This window comes from Ruegeria sp., assembly GCF_965199275.1.
Taxonomy (GTDB): Bacteria; Pseudomonadota; Alphaproteobacteria; order Rhodobacterales; family Rhodobacteraceae; genus Ruegeria.
Genome location: NZ_CBDAQX010000028.1, coordinates 21,836 through 45,280 on the forward strand (window position 1 = coordinate 21,836; position 23,445 = coordinate 45,280).

General features: G+C 59.7%; 25 protein-coding genes. 9 read left to right on the forward strand and 16 right to left on the reverse strand.

Annotated elements, in window-relative coordinates; genetic code table 11:
* Positions 1–4 precede the first annotated feature (4 nt).
* Positions 5–1,747 (reverse strand): IS1634 family transposase, encoded by a 1,743-nt coding sequence (locus tag ACOERD_RS27350; protein WP_419737624.1) that lies wholly within the window; start codon positions 1,745–1,747, stop codon positions 5–7.
* On the opposite strand from ACOERD_RS27350, the gene ACOERD_RS27355 reads away from it, so the two are divergent.
* The 3 genes from ACOERD_RS27355 (at position 1,740) to ACOERD_RS27365 (ending at position 3,921) form a co-directional block, all read left to right on the forward strand.
* Entirely contained in the window at positions 1,740–2,087 is a 348-nt protein-coding gene (locus tag ACOERD_RS27355; protein ID WP_419741107.1) for a hypothetical protein, read from the forward strand. The genes ACOERD_RS27350 and ACOERD_RS27355 overlap by 8 nt on opposite strands.
* Positions 2,032–3,540, forward strand: coding sequence for an IS66 family transposase (tnpC, locus tag ACOERD_RS27360; RefSeq protein WP_419741181.1), 1,509 nt, complete (start codon positions 2,032–2,034; stop codon positions 3,538–3,540). The genes ACOERD_RS27355 and tnpC overlap by 56 nt, the downstream gene beginning before the upstream one ends.
* Before the next feature lie 81 nt (positions 3,541–3,621).
* A complete protein-coding gene (locus ACOERD_RS27365; RefSeq protein WP_419741108.1) occupies positions 3,622–3,921 on the forward strand; it encodes a SixA phosphatase family protein in 300 nt (99 codons plus the stop codon).
* A 45-nt stretch (positions 3,922–3,966) separates the two neighbouring features.
* Here ACOERD_RS27365 and ACOERD_RS27370 read toward each other — a convergent pair whose 3' ends face one another.
* From ACOERD_RS27370 to ACOERD_RS27420, 11 genes are all read right to left on the reverse strand, one after another.
* Positions 3,967–4,758, reverse strand: a complete 792-nt coding sequence (locus ACOERD_RS27370) for an amino acid ABC transporter ATP-binding protein (RefSeq protein WP_170375957.1) — start codon at positions 4,756–4,758, stop codon at positions 3,967–3,969.
* A 12-nt stretch (positions 4,759–4,770) separates the two neighbouring features.
* Complete coding sequence (locus ACOERD_RS27375; RefSeq protein WP_419741109.1) at positions 4,771–6,069, reverse strand: amino acid ABC transporter permease; 1,299 nt, start codon at positions 6,067–6,069, stop codon at positions 4,771–4,773.
* A 3-nt stretch (positions 6,070–6,072) separates the two neighbouring features.
* Positions 6,073–7,305, reverse strand: a complete 1,233-nt coding sequence (locus ACOERD_RS27380; protein ID WP_170375961.1) for an amino acid ABC transporter permease — start codon at positions 7,303–7,305, stop codon at positions 6,073–6,075.
* Positions 7,306–7,430: 125 nt separating this feature from the next.
* Positions 7,431–8,447 carry an amino acid ABC transporter substrate-binding protein gene (locus tag ACOERD_RS27385; RefSeq protein ID WP_170375963.1) on the reverse strand — a complete coding sequence of 339 codons (1,017 nt, stop codon included), beginning with the start codon at positions 8,445–8,447 and terminating at the stop codon, positions 7,431–7,433.
* A 207-nt stretch (positions 8,448–8,654) separates the two neighbouring features.
* Positions 8,655–9,362 (reverse strand): ATP12 family chaperone protein, encoded by a 708-nt coding sequence (locus tag ACOERD_RS27390; RefSeq protein WP_419741110.1) that lies wholly within the window; start codon positions 9,360–9,362, stop codon positions 8,655–8,657.
* Between the two features lie 4 nt (positions 9,363–9,366).
* Positions 9,367–10,038, reverse strand: coding sequence for an HAD-IA family hydrolase (locus ACOERD_RS27395; RefSeq protein ID WP_419741111.1), 672 nt, complete (start codon positions 10,036–10,038; stop codon positions 9,367–9,369).
* Complete coding sequence (locus tag ACOERD_RS27400) at positions 10,035–11,078, reverse strand: RluA family pseudouridine synthase (protein WP_419741112.1); 1,044 nt, start codon at positions 11,076–11,078, stop codon at positions 10,035–10,037. Before ACOERD_RS27400 ends, ACOERD_RS27395 begins: the two co-directional genes overlap by 4 nt.
* 117 nt (positions 11,079–11,195) lie before the next feature.
* Positions 11,196–12,002, reverse strand: coding sequence for a crotonase/enoyl-CoA hydratase family protein (locus tag ACOERD_RS27405; protein ID WP_170667865.1), 807 nt, complete (start codon positions 12,000–12,002; stop codon positions 11,196–11,198).
* A 94-nt stretch (positions 12,003–12,096) separates the two neighbouring features.
* On the reverse strand, positions 12,097–13,410 hold the full coding sequence (locus ACOERD_RS27410) for a replication-associated recombination protein A (protein WP_419741113.1): 1,314 nt from the start codon (positions 13,408–13,410) through the stop codon (positions 12,097–12,099).
* A 3-nt stretch (positions 13,411–13,413) separates the two neighbouring features.
* Positions 13,414–14,799, reverse strand: coding sequence for a trypsin-like peptidase domain-containing protein (locus tag ACOERD_RS27415; protein WP_419741114.1), 1,386 nt, complete (start codon positions 14,797–14,799; stop codon positions 13,414–13,416).
* 70 nt (positions 14,800–14,869) lie between these two features.
* Complete coding sequence (locus ACOERD_RS27420) at positions 14,870–15,214, reverse strand: hypothetical protein (RefSeq protein WP_170768320.1); 345 nt, start codon at positions 15,212–15,214, stop codon at positions 14,870–14,872.
* 131 nt (positions 15,215–15,345) lie between these two features.
* Here ACOERD_RS27420 and ACOERD_RS27425 point away from each other — a divergent pair, with 131 nt between their 5' ends.
* Together ACOERD_RS27425 and ACOERD_RS27430 are read left to right on the forward strand one after the other, a co-directional pair.
* Complete coding sequence (locus ACOERD_RS27425; RefSeq protein ID WP_419737600.1) at positions 15,346–16,527, forward strand: ISNCY family transposase; 1,182 nt, start codon at positions 15,346–15,348, stop codon at positions 16,525–16,527.
* A gap of 201 nt (positions 16,528–16,728) precedes the next feature.
* The gene (locus ACOERD_RS27430) at positions 16,729–17,064 is read left to right on the forward strand and encodes a cupin domain-containing protein (protein ID WP_419741115.1); all 336 of its coding nucleotides are present in this window, start codon (positions 16,729–16,731) and stop codon (positions 17,062–17,064) included.
* 51 nt (positions 17,065–17,115) lie between these two features.
* Here ACOERD_RS27430 and dapD read toward each other — a convergent pair whose 3' ends face one another.
* The 3 genes from dapD to ACOERD_RS27445 all read right to left on the reverse strand — a co-directional run bounded on the left by dapD (position 17,116) and on the right by ACOERD_RS27445 (position 19,608).
* Entirely contained in the window at positions 17,116–17,943 is an 828-nt protein-coding gene (dapD, locus tag ACOERD_RS27435; RefSeq protein ID WP_419741116.1) for a 2,3,4,5-tetrahydropyridine-2,6-dicarboxylate N-succinyltransferase, read from the reverse strand.
* A 109-nt stretch (positions 17,944–18,052) separates the two neighbouring features.
* Positions 18,053–18,652 (reverse strand): GntR family transcriptional regulator, encoded by a 600-nt coding sequence (locus ACOERD_RS27440; protein WP_419741117.1) that lies wholly within the window; start codon positions 18,650–18,652, stop codon positions 18,053–18,055.
* A gap of 44 nt (positions 18,653–18,696) precedes the next feature.
* Complete coding sequence (locus ACOERD_RS27445) at positions 18,697–19,608, reverse strand: threonine/serine dehydratase (RefSeq protein WP_419741118.1); 912 nt, start codon at positions 19,606–19,608, stop codon at positions 18,697–18,699.
* 79 nt (positions 19,609–19,687) lie between these two features.
* Here ACOERD_RS27445 and ACOERD_RS27450 point away from each other — a divergent pair, with 79 nt between their 5' ends.
* Both ACOERD_RS27450 and ACOERD_RS27455 read left to right on the forward strand, forming a co-directional pair.
* Positions 19,688–20,530: a TIGR00730 family Rossman fold protein gene (locus ACOERD_RS27450; protein ID WP_170459791.1), complete on the forward strand. Its 843-nt coding sequence runs from the start codon at positions 19,688–19,690 to the stop codon at positions 20,528–20,530.
* Positions 20,531–20,533: 3 nt separating this feature from the next.
* Positions 20,534–21,631, forward strand: coding sequence for a cystathionine gamma-lyase (locus tag ACOERD_RS27455; protein ID WP_419741119.1), 1,098 nt, complete (start codon positions 20,534–20,536; stop codon positions 21,629–21,631).
* Here ACOERD_RS27455 and ACOERD_RS27460 read toward each other — a convergent pair whose 3' ends face one another.
* On the reverse strand, positions 21,632–22,015 hold the full coding sequence (locus tag ACOERD_RS27460; protein ID WP_170644204.1) for a hypothetical protein: 384 nt from the start codon (positions 22,013–22,015) through the stop codon (positions 21,632–21,634).
* A 159-nt stretch (positions 22,016–22,174) separates the two neighbouring features.
* Here ACOERD_RS27460 and ACOERD_RS27465 point away from each other — a divergent pair, with 159 nt between their 5' ends.
* Complete coding sequence (locus ACOERD_RS27465; RefSeq protein WP_419741120.1) at positions 22,175–23,095, forward strand: DnaJ C-terminal domain-containing protein; 921 nt, start codon at positions 22,175–22,177, stop codon at positions 23,093–23,095.
* Positions 23,092–23,430: a hypothetical protein gene (locus ACOERD_RS27470; protein ID WP_170375995.1), complete on the forward strand. Its 339-nt coding sequence runs from the start codon at positions 23,092–23,094 to the stop codon at positions 23,428–23,430. Before ACOERD_RS27465 ends, ACOERD_RS27470 begins: the two co-directional genes overlap by 4 nt.
* Positions 23,431–23,445: the final 15 nt, after the last annotated feature.

The window sequence follows — 23,445 nt, forward strand, 5'->3', positions numbered from 1 at the left end:
GAGCTCAGGCTTTGGTCTGGCCAGTTTTTCGGGTGCGCCCGGGGGGTATCTTGAAAGGGGCTTCGTTCCAGGTCAGGCCGACGCAGGTGAGGATGCGTCTGGCATCGACCGTGGCATGGCTTGGCATGCCGTAGCGGTCAGGGGTGCCTTTGTGGCGCAGGATCGAGAGCTGCAATGCGTTCAACTCGTTGCGGATACGAGCCGGGCTCATCGGGTGTCCGAGCAGGTCCAGATGCTTGCGCAGGTGCTGCAGGCAGCAGAAGGCCATGTAGCAGATGGCGATATGGGCCCGGACCCGACGCGGCGACCAGTGATAGATGGGCCGGATTTTCAGATCGTGCTTGTTGGTGCGGAAGCAGGCTTCGATCTCCCACAACTGGTGATAGCGGGCAATGACGTCCTGTGCCTCCAGTTCGTCCGCACCATGAACAACAATGGCATGCAGCCCGTCCCATTGTGCCGCTGCCTTGATCTTTGCATCATCCAGCGTGACGTCCCCGCTGTCGGGGAAGGCCAGGAAGCGGCCATATCCCCGGCTGCTGAAGCTGCCGGGTTTGCGAGAGCGCTTGAGCTTCTTGTGCAGCTTTTCGATTGCCTTGTCGCGCTTGTGGGCATCATTGCGTGCCCGGGTGGGTGACCAGGTCACAATGACCCGCGCTCCCTCCTGGTCGATCACCTTGTACCAGCCCTTCTCGGTTGCCTCTTCAGAACCGTGTCCAGCCCAAGGCTGGCGTCCCTCCGGGCTCAAAATGTTCGCCTTCACGGCGGCCGGGGCGGACTTCATGCGATAGCCGAGGATGTAGGGCAGACCCTTGTTCTGCAACATCTGCTGGTTGTCCTTGCTGAGCATGGCGGCATCGGCCACGAACGTGACCCTGGCCACGTCGAAGCGTCCCTCCAACGCCTTCAGCGCAGCTTCCAGCGTATGACCTTCCCAGGTGTTTCCCGGGAAGAGTTCATAGCCCACAGGCAGCCCATCGGAGGTGACGATCAGCGCCAGCATGACCTGAGCGCGGTGATGCTTGCCATCCTTGCTGAAGCCCTTGGCCAGAAGATGATCCTGCTCGACCCCGTCCGCATCCTCGGCCGGGTCCTCGCGCTCGGTGTCAAAGGCCAGGGTCGTGCAATCGTAGAACAGCACGGTCACTGGCCCGCCCAGCAACTTCTCTGCCGCCGCGTGAGAGGTTTTGCAAATCCCGTCTATCACCGGCGTATTGATGTAATCCATGCTCCGATAGACCACGTCCAGATTGAGCGTGATGCCTGCCTGGTTCTCCAACGCCTCCACGGTCGCGCGCTTGCTCTCGGGCTGTGCGATCCGCGCCATAACCAGCTCTTTCACAATGCGATTGGCACTTTTACGCGCCGCCCCCAGAAGGGCCCCCCAACCCAGTTGGTCATACATCGTCCCCATGACATCCCGCAGACCCAGAGAGACCCGCGCCTCCTCACGGCACTCGGCAAGATCAACGCCAAGCTTGTCCGGCCGCGGAGCGCGGCGCACCAGCGCCTGCAGATCGGCATATTCCGTGGGCGTGAACAGTTCCATTTGCGGCGAGCGATCAATGCGTAATTGCTCCATCAAGCGGCCCGCCAGACGCTTGATATCCTCAATCTCGCTGTCGTTATGGGCCACACCCACATGGCGCAGGATCTTCTGGCGTACCTTGGAGCCGGTGCGGACGGATTCAACGATCTGGATCCGTGTGCGGTTGAGCTTTGCGTCATGTTTGGTGCGGATGAACATGGGCGAAGAGGTTAGCCATCTGAAGGCCCATGTCAATACTTTTTATAATAATGGGGCACTACAACGCGCCTCTGAGCAACCACACCTGAAAACAAACCAAAAACCCAGTCAGATCAACAAAAAGGTCGGAAGTCAGGAAAGAGGCTGTTCAGGCCTTTGTCGAGGACAATGCACGTCGGGTTGCCGAGTTGGAGGAACTGACAACCAAGCAGAGCGCCTGCATATCAGATCAGGGGGCGCACATTGCAGATCAGGCCCAGCAAATATCGGATCAAGATCGGCAGATAACGGGTCAAGACCAACAGATTGCAGAGCAAAACGCTTTGATCCTTCGTTATGAAAGCCTGATTGCGGAATTGAAGCGGGCGCTTTACGGCAAGAAATCGGAAAAACTAACTCAGGACGAGCGTAATCTCGGGGCCGAAGATCTTGAAGTTGCGCTCAGCGAGGCGGAGGCCTCAAGCGAGGCAGCCACTCAATCCTGTGACAAAGAGAAAAAGGCAAAGCCCAGGAAAGCGCCTGAGCGCAATATCGGCAATCTGCCTGAAGATCTGCCGCGGATCGAACAGGTGATCGAACCTGACAGTGTTGAATGTCCGTGCGGATGCGGCGCGATGCATAAGATTGGTGAAGATCGCAGTGAACGGCTGGACATCGTGCCCGCGCAGTTGCGTGTGATCGTAACGGTCCGTCCGAAATATGCCTGCCGGTCATGTGCTGGAGGCGTGAAACAAGCACCGGGACCATCGTGGCTGATCGAGGGCGGACTTCCGACCGAAGCGGCCATCGCGCACGTGTTGGTCAGCAAGTATGCAGACCACCTTCCTCTGTACCGTCAATCGCAGATACTTGTGCGCTCTGGCATCGACATTCATCGCGCCACGCTCGCGGGCTGGGTCGGAAAGGCCGCGTTCCACCTCAAGCCGGTTGTTGAGCGGCTGGCGGAACACCTGAAGTCTTCGACCAAACTGTTCATGGATGAAACCACGGTCCCAGTCCTCGATCCGGGAGAGGGTAAAACGAAAACCGGTTATTTCTGGACGTTGGCACGTGACGACCGATCCTGGAGGGGCGATGCACCACCAGGGGTTGTTTATTTCTATGCACCCGGTCGGGCTGGCGAAAACGCAGAGAAGTTTCTCAAGGGGTTCAACGGTGTTCTGCAGTTGGATGGGTATCAGGGGTATAATCGGTTGATGCGGCCAACGCGGAAAGGGGGCTCTCCGATCCGAGCCGCCTATTGTTGGAGCCACGCTCGCCGCAAACTGAAGGAGGTCTTTGACCGCGACAAGTCCGGGATCGCAGCAGAGGGCTTGCGTCGGATTGCCGAATTTTACGCAATTGAAACTGAAATTCGGGGCCTTCCACCCGAACAGCGCCTGTCTGCGCGCCAGACACAAACCGCGCCCTTGGTTGCCGAGTTCGGCACCTGGCTTCAGGAGCAGCGCCTGCAGGTCTCTAAAAAATCCAGACTTGGTGAAAAGCTCAACTACATTCACAAACATTGGGACGGCTTGCAGGTCTTTCTCAGTGACGGCCGGGTTGAGATCGACTCCAACAACGTCGAAAATCTCCAAAGACCAATTGCCCTTGGGCGGAAAAACGCACTGTTTGCGGGTCATGATGAAGGCGGCGCCAGTTGGGGCCGTATCGCATCTCTGATACAGACCGCGAAGTTGAACGGCGTGGAACCCAATGCATATCTGACCTCAACGCTCCAAAAAATAGCAGCCGGTCACCCCCAAAGCCGTATCGACGAGCTCCTGCCATGGAACTTTCAAAAGTCAAGCTGAAATGCCATGTGTGTGCCTCGTTACGCTTACGATGAGCTTCTGAGCTCGAACTCGGTCCGAACGCGTGAGACTTGGGACCACATGGGTCTGCACGCAGAAAACGCCTACTACGCCTATGACCTCTATCTGGCGGGGCCGGATGCGATGCTGGCAGAGTTGAAGACGGCAACAGGCCGAACCGTGATGATGCTGGGCCACAATCCCGGGATTGCCCAATTCGCGGCTCAGCTTGTCGAAACCGCGCCTGAGCACGCACGGTTCCACGACTACCCGACCTGCGCCACAACGGTGATCCAGTTTGAGATCGACAAGTGGTCCGACATCCAGAAGCACAGCGGCAAGGTCTTGGGCTTCGCGATCCCGCGCGAGCTTCTGAAATGAAAAAAGGCGGGGCAAAACCCCGCCTTCCCTTTGACGTGATCTCGATCAGTGTCCGAGGATCTGGCTGAGGAACAGCTTGGTGCGTTCGCTCTTCGGGTTGTTGAAGAACTCTTCCGGTTCGTTCTGTTCGACGATCTGGCCGGCATCCATGAAGATCACGCGGTTGGCGACCTGACGGGCAAAACCCATCTCGTGGGTCACACAGAGCATGGTCATGCCTTCTTCGGCCAGCTCAATCATGGTGTCGAGCACCTCTTTGATCATCTCGGGGTCCAGCGCCGATGTCGGTTCATCGAACAACATGATCCGCGGCATCATGCAAAGCGAGCGGGCAATCGCCACACGCTGTTGCTGACCACCGGACAGCTGTCCTGGATACTTCAGCGCCTGATCGGGGATCTTCACCTTTTCAAGGAAATGCATCGCGCGCTCTTCGGCCTCTTTCTTGGGCGTCTTGCGCACCCAGATCGGGGCCAGCGTGCAGTTCTCTAGAATGGTCAGATGCGGGAACAGGTTGAAGTGCTGAAACACCATACCAACTTCGGACCGGATCTTGTCGATGTTTTTCAGGTCATTCGACAGTTCGATCCCGTCCACCACGATCTTGCCCTGCTGGTGTTCTTCCAGCGCGTTCAGGCAGCGGATCAGGGTGGATTTGCCCGAGCCGGACGGGCCCGCGATTACAATCCGCTCGCCTTGGTTGACGGTTAGATTGATGTCGCGCAGCACGTGAAAGGACCCGTACCACTTGTTCATTCCGTTGATGTCGATGGCGACCTCGTCGCTCACCTGCATCTTCGAGCGGTCGATTTCGCGGTCAATTGCAAGTTCAGACATGTGTTGAACTCCTTAGTGATGATCGGTGGCAAGGCGACGCTCGAGCCACTGAGAATATTGAGAGATGCCGTAGCAGACGACGAAGAACAAAAGCGCGGCAAAGCCCAGAAGCTCCCAATAGACGCCGTTCCATTCGGTTGACGCCAGGATGGGGCCCCGGATCATGCCCACCAGATCGAACATCGAAATGACCGAAACCAGTGTGGTGTCCTTGAACAGGCCAACGGCCACGTTCACGATACCAGGGATCGAGATCTTCAGAGCCTGCGGCAGGATGATCAGACGCATCGCCTGCGGGTAATCCAGACCAAGGCTGTCTGCTGCTTCATACTGTCCACGTGGAAGCGCTGCCAGACCGCCGCGGATCACCTCGGCGATATAGGCGGCTGAGAACATGGTGATCATGATCACAACGCGCAGGAACAGGTCGACTGTGCTGTCAGGCGGGAAGAAGTAGGCCAGCATCACCGAAGCCACAAACAGCAGCGTGATCAGAGGCACGCCACGGATGAATTCGATGAAGATGACGCTCACCCATTTGATCAGCGGCATGTCGGACTGGCGGCCCAGTGCCAGGGCAATGCCCAGCGGAACCGACAGCGACACACAGGTGACACCCAGCATCATGTTCAGCATGAAGCCACCCAGATCACGGCTTGGAACAGCTGTAAGCATCGCGTCTTCAGAAGCACCTTCCGGTATCAGCGCTCCGCCAACATTCCAAACGACCAGCGCAACGATGATTGCCCCGAAGAAGCCGGCCGCAAAGCTGTTCTTGCCGAACTTCTGAAACACGGCACCGCCCGCAACACAGCCCACGAGGGCCACAAGCGGGATCAGAATGGTGCCACCCCAGATCAGCCAGAACGCAATGAACGGGTAAAGCGCCGTAAAGATCAGCATCTTGCGCGGCAGGTCGAAGAACAGCACCGGCGCAAAGGCCACCAGCATCAGCACAAAGGCCAGGTTGGGCCGCCAATAAGCGTCAACCGGGTATTTGAAACCGTAGATCAGCTGAGGCCAGCGTTCGGTCAGAACCGCGAAACACGCGCCTGTCTTGCCACCCAGAATCTCACGACACTCTGCCAGCGAGTTCGCGTTCCACACCCCGTTCAGAATCCACGGCAACGTGTTCTTCAGAAGGATGTAGATCAGGATCAGCGACAGAACCGTCAGGATGGTGTTGGCAACGCCAGAGAACAGGTTCTCGCGCAGCCATTTGACCACGCCCGTCTCATTCGCCGGGGGCGGAGAGGGAGGGATGGTACCTTCGGCCACGAAAGCGATCGGATTGGTTGTTTGATCGGCCATGGCTCAGCGCTCCTTCAACTTGACGGATGCGTTGTAGACGTTCATCACCATCGAGATTACCAGCGAGGCGGTGAGGTAGAACAGCATCAAGAGCAGAACACATTCGATCGCACGACCGGTCTGGTTCAGGGTGATACCGCCCAGCGTCGCGGTGATATCCGCGTAGCCCACGGCAATCGCCAGAGACGAGTTTTTGGTGATGTTGAGATACTGCGAAATCAGCGGCGGAATAATCACCCGCAGCGCTTGCGGCAGGATGACCAGATTCATGATCCGACCCTGACGCAGACCCAGAGCGGCCGCAGCCTCGGTCTGACCTTTTGAGATCGCCTGAATACCGGCCCGCACGTTTTCCGCGATGAAGGCCCCAGTGTAGATCGACAAAGCGAACCACAAAGCGATCAGAGGACCACCGACCTTGATACCTCCGCTGAAGTTAAAGCCCTTCAGCGCGGGAATGTCCCAAGTCAGGCCCATCAGAACCATCAGCAACGCAAACGGCACCAGCCAGACGCCCAGCTTCACCAGCAGCGTTCTGGGGCGTTCACCGGTCTCTTCCTGTTTCTTGGTTGCCCGCTTTTCGATCTCGCGCGAGGCGAACCATGATCCGACCAGACCGGCAATCACCAGCAGCCAGTTCAGAATGGTTGCACTGAACAGGCCGTGTGCGAATTCCGGACGGGGGATATAGACCCCGCGGTTGGTGAAGGCGAAGGCATCAAACAGCATGCTCGACGTGGGGTTATCACCGCGGAACGCCCGCGGCCCCGGCAGAACGGCCGTCATGATCGTGAAGATGATGATGATCCAGATCAGAACCGGAATGTTGCGGAAGATCTCGACATAGACCGCCATCAGCTTTGAGACGAGCCAGTTGTTCGAGAGCCGCAGAACCCCGGCGATCACTCCGAATATCGTTGCGGTGATACAGGCCAGAAACGCCACGAGAAGCGTGTTCAAAAGCCCCACTACCGCAGCCCGCCCATGCGAGGACTGGCTGTCATATTCGATCAGACGCTGGTTGATGTCGTACCCGGCGGAATCGCCGAGGAATGTGTAGGATATGTTCAGGCCGGCGGCCCGAAGGTTCTGGATCAGGTTGTTGCCCAGATACCAAATGGATAGCGCAATAGCGATAGCCGCGATCACCTGAAAGGTCAGCGATCTGTAGCGGGTATCGTTTATGAGCATCGACAGCCGAAAATCAGCTTTCGGCGGGTCAGTCATAGTCGACATATTTTGGAATCCCCGTAGCTAGCGGACTTTGTTTTTATGGCGAGGTTGTCCCCGCTCTGTGTCCGTTCGCGTAAGCTTTAGTGAAAAAGGGCGCAGGATGTCCTGCGCCCTTTTCCGTGGATGTCTTAGCGGAAAGGCGGCGAGTACAGCAGGCCGCCTTCGGTCCACTGAGCGTTCAGGCCGCGTGCCAGACCGATCGGAGTTTCTTCACCGATGTTCTTGGCAAACACTTCACCATAGTTGCCGTCCGCCTTGATGGCGCGCATTGCCCACTGTGCGTCCAGACCCAGCATCTCGCCCAGGGTACCTTCGGTGCCCAGCAGACGGTTGACTTCCGGGTTGTCGGTGCCAGCTGCCAGCTCGTCGATGTTCGCCGAGGTCACGCCCAGCTCTTCAGCCGAAACCAGCGCGTTCAGGGTCCAGCGGACTACATCGCCCCACTCGTGGTCGCCGTGACGGACCAGCGGGCCCAGCGGCTCTTTCGAGATGATTTCGGGCAGCAGGACGTGGTCACCAGGGTTTTCGAACGTGGCGCGGGTTGCGGCCAGGCCCGAAGCGTCGGTGGTGTAAACGTCACATGCGCCAGCCAAGTACTGCTGCTGCGCTTCGGCGTTGGTTTCGATCGGAACCGGCTCGTAGCTGATGTTGTTGGCACGGAAGAAATCGGCCAGGTTCAGCTCGGTGGTAGTGCCGGTCTGGATGCAGACGGTTGCGCCGTCCAGTTCTTTGGCCGAGCTTACGCCCAGCGCCTTGGGAACCATGAAGCCCTGACCGTCATAGTAGTTCACGCCGGTGAATTCGAACTTCAGGTCGACGTCGCGGCTGAAGGTCCATGTGGTGTTACGGGCCAGCATGTCGATCTCGCCCGAGGCCAGAGCGGTGAAGCGCGTCTTGCCGGTGGTCGGAACGAATTCAACTGCGTTTGCGTCACCCAGAACAGCGGCGGCAACGGCACGGCACAGCGATACGTCGAAGCCTTTCCATTCGCCATTCGCGTCAGGTGCAGCGAAGCCAACCAGACCGGTGGTCACACCACAGTTCAGAGTGCCGCGCGCCTTGACGTCGTCTACAGTTCCCGCCGCGGCAGCACCTGCGGCCAGACCGGCCACTGTTGCCGCGCCCAAGATTACGGATTTTTTCATTTTTACCTCTTCCTGATTTTCCGCCCCGGTAAGGGCGGCTCTGCCCGGCATAGTGGATGCCGGAAAGGTTACCCCAAAGGTGTCTCCCCTTTAGTGGGCTTGAGTTTGGTCGCATTCATAAACAAACGTCAAGGGTCGGATCAGGGAAAACGATGGGTCTCCGCCTCTGGATTAGGCAGATGCGTAAAAAAACCAACGTTGGAAGGATCAAACGGAGAGATCGAAGAAGGTCTTGGCGTGCAAAAACGCGGCTTTCTTTGTTTCCGCCACGGCGTGGGCTTCGTCATCATGGCCCCATTGTTCGATCTGCCAGACCTCATCAAGTCGCGAAATGCGCCATATCTCGTCCGGTTCGCGCCAATCCTGCGCCGCCGCAAATCCGAGAATCAATGAACCCGACAGACTTACTAGATCGTGGAAAGCCGCCAACTGAAACGCGTCCAGCGCATGGACCTGCTGACGCAACTGCGCCAATGCCTCAGCCGATTGGGGTCGGTGCAGGACACCCGCCACGGGAATCAGTCGGGCCTGCAGGGTCTCGGCGGCCCAGTCCAACGCGGGATCCCAGTCTGCGGCCTGACGCTCCTGCAGTTCCTGAGGATGGGTGGCGCGATAGCACAGCAGATCGGAGTCACCATAGTCCGCCAGCATATCCGCCACTTCGCCGTGCTGGATGCGCACCTTGTCGATCGCCGCATTGGCCGAGCGGGTAAAGGGCATGGTGGTCGGGTCGACCTCTTTGTCTTGTGCATCCCATTCAGCGGCAACGGCTTCAGCCATCGCTTTGATCGGTAGAATCAATGCGGCCTTGGCCGGCGTTTTGACCCGGCGGCCATCCAGCTCGACCGTATAGCCGTCCTCGGCCTCGACCGTGATGCTGTTTGTCCAAAAGCGTTTCGGTTTCCAGTCGCTCATGTCTTCACTTCCAAAGAGTGGCCAGCGTATCCGGCAGCTGGTCGAATGTTTCAATCACACAAGAGGCCGCACTTAGCGCAGCAGTGTCATGGTACCCCCACGACACCCCGATCCCGGTCACGCCAGCAGCAGCGGCCATATCCATGTCAAAGCTGGTATCCCCGATCATGACCGCGTGCGCGGCCTCAACACCGGTTTCCGCCAGCGCAGTCTGAACCATCGACGGATGAGGTTTTGAGGGGTGATGATCCGCCACCTGCCGGGTCACGAAATAGCGCTCCAGCCCATGCGCTTCGATCAGCGCATCCAGACCGCGTTGCGATTTGCCTGTGGCGACGCCCAGAAGAATCTCGGGCACCGCATGCAGGGCTTCAATCGCATCGCGCGCGCCGGGATAAAGGGGGGAACTCGCGGCGCCGAGATCTAGCCGGTGCGCGTGATAGGCCTGTTTGTACCCTTCAACCAATTGCGCCTGAACCGTCGTCGACTGCTGTGGCACAAGCTGTGCAATGGCCAAAGGCAACGACAGGCCGACAATCGGCAAAATGGCCTCACGGCTTGGCACCTCGACCGAGGCGGCCCGAAAACTGGCCGTCATCGAATGGACGATGCTGCCCTGACTGTCGACCAGCGTACCATCGACATCGAACAGGACCAAACGCAGGGGTGCGCTCATTGCAGCTCCTCGAAGGGGTCGTCGGCGGCAAGGTCTTCGGTCCAACCAAACGTGTCCCAGCTGTGCTTCATGTGCTCGGGCAGAGGGGCCTCGACTGTGATCGGCTTGCGGGTCATCGGGTGCTGGAAAGACAAGCGCCGTGCGTGCAGGTGCAGTTTCTTGCTGATGATCCCGCCCAGTTGTGCGCCCCAACCATCGCCGAGGTTTTCCTGACCCGAGCCACCATATTTGCCGTCACCAATGATCGGATGCCCGATCGCGGCCATATGCGCGCGCAACTGATGGGTGCGGCCCGTAATCGGCTCCATCGCAACCCAAGCGGAGCGGCCCGCGACACGGTAGAGCGTGGCGTAGTGGGTATGTGCCCGTTTCGCACCGGGCGTGCTGTCGATGTCACCCATATGGACGGGGATCACCTTTTCGCCCTCGCCCTGTTTGCCATGACCAGAGGCCTTGACCAGACCGGTCTTGATCTCTCCCAGATAAGGCGTCGGCACACCGGCAACCAGCGCCCAATAGATCTTGCGCGTATCGCGGTGGCGGAAGGCAGCAGTCAGCCCCTTCGCAGCCTCTCGCGTGCGGGCCAGCAGCAGAACGCCCGAGGTGTCCTTATCCAGCCGATGGACCAGCCGCGGATTCTCGTCATAGCCAAAGCGCAAAGCCTCTGACAGGCTGTCCACATGGCGTGTCTGACCGCTGCCGCCTTGCACCGGCAGGCCGTGCGGCTTGTTCAGCGCGAGCACGTGATCGTCGCGATAGATCACGCAGGACTGGATCATCTTCGCATCCGCCTCGGACACGCTGCGCTTTACCTCAGCCGGTTTGTGATCGGCATCCGGCAGAGGCGGCACGCGGACGACCTGCCCGACCTCCAGCCGGGTCGAGGCTTTGGCGCGGCTGCCATCTACGCGCAGCTCACCCTTGCGGCACATCTTTTCGATCCGCCCCTGGCTGACATGCGGAAACAGGCGGCGCAGCCAGCGATCCACACGCTGGTCTCCGTCACCTTCTGCGACCGTAATCATCTGCACGCCACTCATGCCATCGCCCCTTGTCCCGCACGGCCGATCCGCCCGGAGTATCCTGTTGCCACTATCCTAGAAAACATGCGCGTCTGTGGCCTGCAACGGGTCGAGAGTCAAGCAATCGTAGGTGCTTCAGATGTTCAAGAAATCCCCATGTCGCCCGGCCCCGTCTCGGAACCGCCCTGCGCCTGCGGTCCCCTCGCGCCGGATCGCCTCCAGACCGTTGGCCCATTCAACCTTAAGCCCATCGCGCACCGACATCCCACGCGTTTCGATGATCGAGCGTCGGTCGGCCCGCACAGCCTCCTGTGGGAAACGGGCGATTTCGCAGGCCATGGCCTCGGCAGCGGCCCGCGCTTCTCCGTGCGGCACGACTTTCTCTGCCAACCCGATCCGATGGCACTCCTTAGCCGCGACCTTGCGCCCGGTCAGAGCAATCTCAAGCGCTTTGCCCTGCCCAACCAAGCGCGGCAAGCGAACTGTGCCGCCGTCCATCAGAGTAATTCCCCAGCGGCGACAAAAAACCCCAAGGTAGGCCGTCTCAGCCATCACCCGTATGTCGCACCACAAGGCCAACTCCATCCCGCCGGCGACGGCTGCACCGTCGATTGCTCCGATGACTGGCTTTGACAATTCCAGCCGAGATGGCCCCATTGGCCCGAGCGTCGAGGTGGCGGATCCAATAGGAAAGCTGTGTTTCTCGTAATAGGCCTCACCCAAGTCAGGGTCAGCCAGACTGGCGGCCAACTTCAGGTCCCACCCGGCACAGAAATTGCCCCCCTTCCCCCAGAAAACGGCAACCTTTGCGGGGCCGTGTTCGAACTCAAGAAACGCATCTACCAGAGCCTTAGCATGATCCGGGTCAACAGCGTTCCGCGCCTCGGGCCGGTCATGGATGATGGTCCAAACGTCTTCGGTTTTGTCTATGGAAACGGGCATGACATGTCCTCCCTCATGGTCATTGACCCAAGGGAAGCCGGATGTGTGCCACCTGTCGCCTGTGACGCCACGGCAGCGCGAAATTGACCCTGCGTTACCCGCTGTTGCGCTGCGTTCGTAGCTTGGCGAAATAGTCCAGCCGCTTCTTCAACTCACGCTCGAACCCGCGTTCGACCGGTTGATACAGCACAGGCCGCTTCATCGTCTCGGGGAAGTAGTTCTGACCCGAGAACCCATCTTCTGCATCGTGGTCATAGGCGTAACCGTCGCCATAGCCCTGATCCTTCATCAACGAGGTAGGCGCGTTCAGGATATGCTTCGGCGGCGGCTCACTGCCAGATTGCTTCGCCAGACGCATCGCGGCCTTGTAGCCCACATAGGCCCCGTTCGATTTCGGGGCCAGCGCCAGATAGACCAGCGCCTGCGCTAGCGCCAACTCTCCCTCGGGGGAGCCGAGCCGTTCATAAGTCTCCCACGATTGTAAACAGATCGCCTGAGCCTGAGGGTCGGCCAGACCGATATCCTCCACCGCCATGCGGGTGATGCGACGGGCCAGATAGCGCGGGTCCTCGCCCCCGGTCAGCATCCGCGCAAACCAGTAGAGCGCCGCGTCCGGGTCCGAACCGCGCACCGATTTGTGCAAGGCAGAGATCAGGTTGTAATGCTCATCGCCGGACTTGTCGTATTTCGCCGCGCGCCGCATCAGCCGCGTCGACAGCGCATCCGGGTCCAGCGGTGCGTCAACCTTCCATGCCGCAACCTGTTCGATCAGGTTTAGCAAGGCCCGCCCATCGCCATCCGCCATCTCATGCAGTGCATCACGTGCCGCAGGCGTCAGGGGTAGCGCTTTGCCCAGCTCTTTCTCGGCCCGCTGGGTCAGACGTTCCAGATCTGCGAGGTTCAGGCGCTCCAGCACCAGAACTTGCGACCGGCTCAGAACCGCGGCGTTTAACTCGAACGAGGGGTTTTCGGTCGTCGCCCCGACCAGCAGGATGGTCCCGTCCTCCATATGGGGCAGAAACCCGTCCTGCTGGGCTTTGTTGAAGCGGTGGATCTCATCCACGAACAGCAACGTTCCTTGCCCATTCTGACGCCGAATCTTTGCCGCTTCGAATACCTTTTTAAGGTCCGGCACACCCGTAAAAATCGCGCTGATCTGAACGAAATGCAGATCGGTTTCCTGCGCCAGCAACCGCGCGATGGTCGTTTTTCCAACGCCCGGAGGCCCCCAGAAAATCAGGCTGGACAGGCTGCCCGAGGCCAGCATCACCCCCAATGGCGCGTCTGGGCCCAGAACCTGTTCTTGCCCGATCACCTCGGCCAGCGTTTGCGGGCGCAGGCGATCCGCCAAAGGGCGGTGCGGGCTCGCGGCAGGCTCGGCCGCCCCGGTGTCGAACAGATCGCTCATGCGCTACAGCCGGAACCGCAGAGACAGCGTTCGACCACCACGTTGGATCAGCATGTTGATCCTGCGACCCGGATCGGTCAACGCGTGCACCACGTCCTTAGGGCGCGCGATGTCTGCGCCATTGATCGCCTCCAGAACGTCGCCGACACGCAGACCCGCGCGGGCGCCGTATGGGCCGGGATCTACAACAACGACACCGGATTGGGACAGTTTAAGCCCCAGATCAATGATCACAGCAGGGTTGACGCCCGAGACGGTCAGTTCGGGCAGCACTGTGCTTTCATCCAAGGTCGTCTTTTCGGCATCCGGCGTATCGGGCGCACGGATCAGCGCCACTTCGATGTCGTCGCTTTCCTCACCGCGCAAGCGGGTCAGAACGGATGTGCCTCCGACCCCCGCCACGGACATGCGGAACTTCATCTCGGCCGGAGAGTTCACCTCATCCCCGTCCACATGGGTAACCACATCGCCAACCCGCAATCCGGCCTCGGCCAGAGGACTGAGGTCGTGCAAGTCGGAGATCACCACGCCCATAGGGATCACCAGACCCAGAGACTCAGCAATGTCGGCGCTCATATGCTGGCCGCTCATACCCGCCCAGGGGCTGACAAACACTTTATTGCCCGCTTGCGCCTGCCGCAAGAACTCGGCCACCAGATTGGCGGGGATGGCAAAGCCGATCCCGTTCGAACCACCAGACCGCGTCAGGATCGAGGTGTTGATCCCGATCAGATCGCCATTCACGTCAATCAAGGCTCCGCCCGAATTACCCGGATTGATCGCCGCATCGGTCTGAAGAAAATAGCCGCGCGCATTCCCGGTCGCCGTGCCAGTGCGCGCCAATCCCGAGATAATGCCCGAGGACACCGTCTGCCCGATCCCGAACGGGTTACCAATCGCCAAGGCCAATTCGCCCACCTCAACGTGATCCGAATCACGCATGTTCAGGAAGGGCAGGCCCTGGGCCTCTTCCAGCCGCAGGATCGCGATATCGCTTTCTTCGTGGCCCAAAACCACCTCGGCGGTGAATTCGCGCCGTTCGGTCGTGACCACACGGATTTCAGTGGCCGAGCCGACCACGTGATAATTCGACACCACATAACCATCCTCAGACAGGATCACGCCCGACCCGAGCGAGTTCTGGACCCGCTGCTGAGGCTCTCCAAATCCGCGCCCGAAGAAATCCTGAAAGAACGGGTCCGAGAATAACGGCCGCGACCGCCCCTGCCGCACGATCTTGGCATAGATGTTTACAACCGCAGGCGCGGCCTCTTTCACCACAGGGGCAAAACCAAGCGAGATTTCGGCTTGGGATTGAGGAACGCGCGTCTCGGCATGGGCGACCGAGGCAAGTGCAACCGAAACAGCGATGAAAATCCAGCGACGCATGAGGAACCTCAATCCAGTAAAGCCCTCTGGATATGCGCCGAGCGGATCGTCAATGCAAGAAGGCCAGTCGTCAGCCTTTTGCACCTTCGCCAAAAAACGGCGTCATCTGCGCGACAATGACCGCGTTCTCGTCCAGTGCCCGCTGCATCAAGGCGCGTTCATCAGGGTCGATGTCATGCCCCTGCGCCTCGCGCTCGGCCAATGTGCCATAGCCGGTCACGTCCAGAGGGGCGGTGTCGGCCTGTTTCAGGATCGCAACCGTTTCACGCACGGCTTCGGCCTCATCCACGCCACTGGCAAAGCACATCAGGGCCGCTCCGGTCGCGCCGTCTGGCAGGCCGTCGCCCTCCTTGCGGCCGATCTGCACGAGCAGGGTATAGACTTGCTGACGAGAGGGTTTCTTTTGCTTTTCCATGCAGGGGGCGATAGACCTGCACCCTTGCACGGTCAAGCATTTGCATGGAGCTGTGTCGCTAACACGCGATATGTCCGGTGTATGTAACATGCGATCTGTCCGGTTCTATTCTGTCTCTGAGAGGAGGCGTTATGAACCGAGCAGAAGTGTTACAGGAAGTTCGACTGATGAAGTTTGAAGATGTGTATTCGCGGCGAAGCGCGAACAAGCTGACGCAAGAACAGGCGGCTGAGATACTGGGTGTATCCGTGCGCACCGTCAGGCGTTGGGAGGATCGATTTGAGGCGGATGGTGCAGAAGGTCTGTACGACCGTCGGCTTGGCAAACTGGCCAACAATCGTGTTGCCACGGATAAGGTCATGGAGATGCTTGAACTGTTTGATACCAAGTACTGGGATTACACGCCGAAGCATTTCCACGAGAAGCTGGTGGCCCACCATGGTTTCACACAGAGCTACAACTGGGTGCGGCTTACACTGCAGCGCCACGGCCGGGTTCAGGCAGCACCCCGACGAGGTGCCCATCGGCGCAAGCGGCCCCGCCGTCCGATGGTTGGCATGATGTTGCATCAGGACGGCTCCAGCCATGAATGGGTTCCGGGTCAGTGGTGGGATCTGATCGTCACCATGGACGATGCCACCAACCGGGTTTATTCGGCATTCTTTGTCGAGGAAGAAGGGACGATGAGCAGTTTTCAGGGGCTGACAGAGGTGATCGAGGCGCAAGGTCTGTTTTGCTCGCTCTATGCCGATCGGGGCTCTCATTACTGGCATACGCCCGAAGCGGGCGGCAAAGTGGACAAGGACAATCTGACCCAGGTCGGGCGCGCCTTGCAGCAACTCGGCATTGAGCTGATCCCGGCCTATTCACCGCAGGCCCGTGGACGGTCTGAACGCATGTTTGGCACGTTCCAGAACCGATTGCCGCAGGAACTGCGGTCCCATGGGATCACAACCATTGAAGAGGCCAATCAGTTCCTGAAAGAGGTCTATCTTCCCGAACACAATGCCCTGTTTGCAAGGGAGCCGGAGGATACGACCTCGGCCTTCGTGCCGTTTACAGGCAATGTGCGCGACACCCTGTGTGTGCAGGAAGACCGCGTCGTCGGCAACGACAATACGGTGCGCTACAAGGGCCTGGTCATGCAGATCGCGGCAGACAGGCACCGTCATCATTTCGTCAAGGCGAAGGTCAGGGTCCACGAATACCCCGATGGTCAACTGGTCATCTTCCACGGCCCGAGATGCATTGGCCGCTACCAGCCTGACGGATCACCCATCACACAGGAGGATAGCAAACACAAAGTCGCGTGACCCGCTTCGACGTGGCGCGAACGCGGTGGCCCAAATCTACGGTCGCCTACGGCTCCCTCCGAATTGGGCCACCGCGCAATCAACTGAAGCGGACAATTGGCATGTTACCTACACCGGACAATTCAGAATGTTCTCGACAGCATTTGCATGGAGCTGACAACTCTGCATAGTGGTATTTTCACAAGCCGCTAGGGATGTTTGATGACCTTTCCAGATTTCATTGCCGACTTTCCCAGCCTGGACGTTCCCTTCCCCGAGGACGTCGTGCAAACAGCCGTGATCAGCTCTGATGCCGGGCTAGTCGCGTTTTTCACTTTCCTAAAAGATTTTGAATTGCCGATGCACGCCCACAAGGCCCAATGGGGCACTGTCATCGAAGGCGAAGTAGAGCTGACGATAGGGGCTGAGACCCGAATCTATCGCCCTGGCGACAGCTACTACATCCCGGACGGGGTCGAGCATGGCGGTAAGATCAAGGCAGGCTCACGCGTGATCGACGTGTTTGAAGAGCCGGACCGCTATCCTGTCAAAGCCTAACAAAAAAGGCCGCAGCACAGGGCTGCGGCCAATCGTTTCGATGAAATGCGCTTAGTCACGCAGCAATTCGTTGATGCCGGTTTTCGAGCGGGTCTTTTCATCCACCCGCTTCACGATCACCGCGCAATAGAGACTGATGTCGTTCTTCGATGGCATTGAGCCTGCAACGACCACCGAATAGGGCGGAACCTCACCATAGGTGACCTCCCCGGTCTCACGGTCCACGATCTTGGTCGATTTGCCGATGAAAACGCCCATGCCCAGAACCGAGCCTTCGCGCACGATGCAGCCTTCGACCACCTCAGAGCGCGCGCCGATAAAGCAATTGTCTTCGATGATGGTAGGGCCTGCCTGCATCGGCTCCAGTACGCCGCCGATCCCGACGCCGCCCGACAGGTGCACGTTCTTGCCGATCTGCGCGCAGGACCCGACGGTCGCCCATGTATCCACCATGGTGCCTTCGTCGACATAGGCGCCGAGGTTCACAAAGGACGGCATCAGCACTGCGCCTGGCGCGATATAGGCCGACTTGCGGACAACGCAGTTGGGCACGGCACGGAAACCGGCGGCCTTCCAGTTGTCTTCGCTCCAACCGGCGAACTTGCTGTCCACCTTGTCCCACCAGCCACCGGCCTGAGGGCCTCCGGTCTGAATTTCCATGTCCTTGATACGGAAGCCTAGCAGAACCGCTTTCTTGGCCCACTGGTTTACATACCAGTCACCGCTGTCCAGCTTTTCGGCAACGCGCAATGCGCCGCTGTCCAGCGCGTTCAGCGTGTCTTCGATGGCCTCGCGCTGTTCGCCTGTTGTTGCGGGCGTGATCGTATCGCGCGCCTCCCAGGCGGATTCGATGGCGGCTTCGAGTTGCGCATTGGACATTGGGCGTCTCCCTACAGAATCTGTTCGTGTCGGTGTGGCCTATACGAAAGCCAAGCCCACGGCGCAATGCGACGAACAGGGGCTCTTTTGCGGCGGAATCGTCCGAGCCTCAGCTAGCGCGGCGGATATGGCGGATCAGGATGGTCGTTGCGGCGCCAAGATCCTTGTGTTTCAACGCCTGAACAATCGCCAGATGATCCTTGTCGACGCGTTGTTTCCACTTGGGTCTCCAATGGGCAAACAGATGACGCGCGCTGGCGATATGAAGGTCATCAATCGTGTGCAGCAGGCGCGGCATACCGCAGGGTGTCAGGAGCGCCCGGTGAAAGACCCGGTTGCGCGTTTCCCAGTCGGGCATGGTCTGCGCCTCATCACAGGCAATTCGCGCCTCATCCATGCGCTTCACATCACCGGGCGTCATGTTCTGCACGGAATGCTGCAGAGCCAAAGGCTCAAGCACTACGCGCATTTCAACCACTTCGCGCACCTCGGCCGGGTCGAGAACAGCGACCCGCATACCGCGCCGCGGTTCGCTTTTGGCAAGGCCATGCCCCTCGAGCCGCAGCAGAGCCTCGCGCACGGGGACGTGGCTGGTCTCAAAGGCTTTGGCGATGTGATCCTGGCGCAGCTTCTCGCCGGCGTTCAGATCACCTGTGATGATCTGCTGCCTGAGATTTTCGTAGATTGTATCGGCAATCGTGGCGCTCATGAATTATAGATAAAATCCTCAACCTGTTTTCACAAGGCGATAATTCAGCCTGCAAAAGGGTCCGGAGTAATGTTCCCGCCGCAGACCAGAACGGCGACGCGTTCGCCCGGCTCTGGCGTGTAGGCGCCCGACATCAGCGCCGCCAAGGCGGCCGCTCCGGCAGGTTCGACAAGGATGCGATGCGCTTGCCACAATACGCGCTGCGCTTCAGATATGGCCTGATCGGATACCAGCACCGACTCCATCCCCTGCGCCAGTTCAAAACAGATCGACCCGATCTGCCGCGCGCCCAGCGCGTTGGCCGCAACGCCGGAAACCGACACATCGACCGGCTCACCAGCCTGCAAGGCGGCGTTCAAAGCGCAAGAGGTCTCAGGCTCGACCGCCACGACCTTGCGCGCGCCTTGAAACCAGGCCAGAGCGCCTGCGATCAGCCCGCCGCCGCCGACGGCGATCAGGACGGTATCGGCCTGCAAGCCCTGCGCCTCCCATTCGGCGAAGCAAGTGCCCTGCCCGGCGACCGTAGCAGGTGCATCATAGGCGTGGATCTGCATTGCGCCGGTCTTGTCCTCGTGCGCCTGCGCCATCGCCAGCGCGTTGGCGTATTCGCCGGGCACCACGCTCAAATCCGCGCCGATCTGTTCGATCAGGGCAATCTTGGACGGGCCCGCGATCTCTGGCACAAAAATCTTGGCCGGATGCCCTAGCGCACGCGCCGCATAAGCCGCCGCCGCCCCGTGATTACCGCCCGAGGCTGCCACAACACCTGCTTGTGGCACCTCCATGCTCAGCAGCGTGTTGAACGCGCCGCGCGCCTTGAAGCTGCCAGTGTGCTGCATATGCTCAAGCTTCAGCTCGACCGGATAGCCAGGAATATGGCTCTCCATCACCGGGGTTGTCTGCGCGTGTCCGGCAATACGTTCTGCTGCCGCCTGAATTTCCGTCTTCCAATCCATTCTTGTCTTTCCGTGACTGGCACTCTGCCCGCGAACCCTATAGCTGTTTGTCAAACACGCAAGCAGGGATCGTTCACCAATGAGAGAAGACCGCCACAGCCCTTTCCGCGACGCGCAGACCGACCGCTCGACCGCGAGCGAGGTGCCGGACACGCCCCAAACGCGGTCTCCGGCCTATCGTCTTGCCTTCGCCGATGAGGAATTCCTGTGCCGTGATGAGCTGCGCCCGGTGCGTCTGCAACTGGAACTGCTGAAACCCGAGATGATCATGAGCGAGCGTGAGATCACCTCGACCATCGTCATGTTCGGCGGCGCGCGCATTCCGGAACCGTCTCAGAAACACACCGCGCGCACCGAAACGCTGGCCGGTCTGTCTCAATACTATGACGAAGCGCGCGAGTTCGCGCGGCTTATGACAGAGAAGTCGAACGAGACGGGCTGCCGCGAAAATGTCATCGTCACGGGTGGCGGCCCCGGCGTGATGGAGGCCGGAAACCGCGGCGCGCAGGATGCCGGTGGTTGCTCCATCGGTCTGAACATTGTTCTGCCGCATGAACAAGCGCCGAACCTTTATGTCACGCCGGACCTGAGCTTCAATTTCCACTATTTCGCCATCCGCAAGATGCATTTCCTGATGCGCGCCCGCGCCATCACCATCTTCCCCGGCGGTTTTGGTACGATGGATGAACTGTTCGAGTCCCTCACTCTGATCCAAACGGGGCGGATGGAGCGTGTGCCATTCCTGCTGTTTGGTCGCGAATTCTGGGAGAAGGTCATCAATTGGTCGGCACTGGCCGATGCGGGCACGATCTCGGACGAAGACCTCGACCTGTTCCGTTTTGTCGACACCGCCCAAGAAGCGGTTGAGATCATCGAGAACTGGGAACCCGCCCCGCCTCGCGACGCCATTCCGGGACGCTGAGCCATGGCCCACAAACCCGGAGAGATGCTTCACCTGCGTGGCAACGCTTTGGAAAAAGGCGAACCGGTCGCCCTGCCGCTAACCCAAAGCAGCATGTACCACCTGCCCGGCCTGCCGGATGGGCATGCCACCTATGGCCGCGTCGACAACCCGACATGGGTGCATCTGGAACATGTGCTGTCCCATCTCGAAGACGCGCCCTGCCTCAGTTTCCCGTCGGGCATGGCGGCCATCTCGGCTGCTTTGTTTGCAACCGTTCAGGCCGGTTCGCGCCTGTTGATCCCCTCGGATGGCTACTACGTGACGCGCCTGCTGTCGGACAGGTTCCTGTCGCGGCTGGGCGTTGTGGTCGAAGAACGGCCGACCACAGGCTTTGCCGACGGAGGGTTTGAGGGCTTCGACGTGGTCTTCGTCGAAAGCCCGTCGAACCCCGGCCTCGACATGATTGACCTTGCGGATGTGGCCAAACAGGTTCGCGCCGCCGGAGGCATCACGATTGCCGACAATACGACCCTGACACCTCTGGGCCAGCGCCCGCTGGATTTGGGCATCGACGTGGTCGTATCGTCGGACACCAAGGCGATGGGCGGGCACTCGGACATGCTGATGGGCCACGTCGCCAGCCGCGACGCGCAGATCATGGAACGGGTTGAGGAATGGCGCCGCGTCTCAGGCTCAATCCCCGGACCGCACGAAGCATGGCTTCTGCATCGCGGGCTCGAGACTCTGGACGTGCGTTTTGACCGCATGTGCGCCTCGGCCCAAGTGCTGGCTGAGCGCCTGGCAGCACACCCGGCCGTCAAGCACATCCGCTATCCCGGCCTTCCAAACGATCCGTCCCACGCGCTGGCGCAGGCTCAGACCACGCGGTTCGGGTTCCTGCTATCCTTGACGCTGGAAAGCGAAGACAAGGCCGAGGCCTTCATCAACACCTGCCCTCTGCTGCGGCCCGCCACGTCTTTCGGCGGCGTTCACAGCTCGGCCGAGCGCCGCGCGCGGTGGGGTGACTCTGTCGACCCCGCCTTTATCCGCCTTTCGGTCGGGTGTGAGCCGGTTGAAGAGCTTTGGCAGGCGATCGAGGCCAGCCTGAACGCGCTGTGACTATTTCTTGGCTTCGCGCAGTTCCTTGAACACGTAGATCGGCAGCACCACGCTGGCGATCAACGCCCCCAGCCAGACCAACAGCGTTGCGGCCAGCAGGTTGGAAACACCCCCAACCGTCAGCCCCGAGGCAATCAGGTCGGTGACCAGAAGACCCACAAAGGTCACGATCAACGCGATCCCACCCTTCAGGGCCGGCGCCTTCTTTTCCCCCAGTTTCAGGATCAGCGGCTCGGCAATCACCTGAACGACGGTGAACACAAGCACCACAACGATGAATGAGATCGGCTTGATGGCAAAGCCGTTCAAAATGAGCGACGCCAGCAACAGGCCGATGGCATTCCCGGCCAGCAGGGCCAGAGCGGATTTGATTCTGCGCGACATTCAGGCTCTCCGTGTATGAACAGGTACAGACATGCAGATAGTAACAAACCTGTAGGATTTTTCGAGCCAATTCAATTGCCTCTTCCTTTTGGCCGGTTGAAATCGCATGATAAAACACATTCATAAAGATCAGACCGACCCACATCCGCGAGAGGTGAGATGAGCGACGATCCCTATTCCGTCCTCGGCGTCGCCAAAGACGCCAGTGCCGCCGAGATCAAGAAAGCCTATCGGCGCATTGCAAAGGAATGCCACCCGGACCTCAAACCCGGTGATGCCGAGGCCGAGGCCAAGTTCAAAGCCGCCGCCGCTGCTTACGATCTGCTGAAAGACCCCGAAACCCGTACCCGCTATGACAATGGCGAGATTGACGCTTCGGGTCAGGAACGCCCTCAACAGCAATATTATCGCGACTATGCCGAGGCCGCCGGAAACCCCTATCGTGGACGACAGGCGGACCCGGATGACATGTCGGACATCTTCGCCGAATTCATGCGCGGCCGCGGTGGGTTTGGCGGTCAGCGCACACAGGAATTCCATGCGCCGGGTCACAATCTGAATTACTCACTGCAGATCAGCTTTCTGGATGCCGTGTTTGGGGCCAGCCAGAAACTAACCTTGCCCGATGGCAACCGGATCGAGGTTAAAATCCCGGCGGGTATCACCACGGGTCAAACCATCCGGCTGCGAGGCAAGGGCGCTCCTGGCTATGGTGAGGGGCCTCCGGGGGACGCGCTGGTCACCATCTCGGTCGCGGACCATCCACTGTTCGACAGGCAGGGGGATGACATCCACATCACATTGCCGATCACCATTGATGAGGCTGTACTGGGCGGCAAAGTCCCTGCCCCTACGATCGACGGCGGCGTCAACGTCACCGTCCCGGCAGGCACCAGCAGCGGCAAAACCCTGCGCCTGCGGGGCAAGGGAGTCAAAAAACGCGGCTCGTCCGAACGGGGGGATCAACTGATCGAACTCACCGTCGCCCTGCCCGACCAGATCGACGACGACCTCAAGCAATTCATGGAAACATGGCGCGACGCCCATCGCTATGACCCTCGGAAAGGAATGCCGTCATGACCCTGACCGAAGAGGAACTGATCGAAACCATCACTCGCCTGACCTCGGACCGCCTAACCGAATACCTGGCCGCCGAGATCGTGATCCCCGAGCAATCAGATCAAGGCGTGGTCTACCACAGCATCGACGTCGCCCGGCTGGAACTGGCCTGCGAACTGCACGAGCAATACGATATGGAGGCCGATGCTTTGTCGATGATGATCTCTCTGATCGACCAGATGCACGGGCTACGCGCTGAACTGCGTGAGGTTCTGAACGCGGTCGAGGCGCAACCCGATCCCGTGCGGCAGCAACTGATTGAGGTTATTGGAACCGCCCGCTTTCGTCGCGGATAGGTCTAAAGCGTTTTG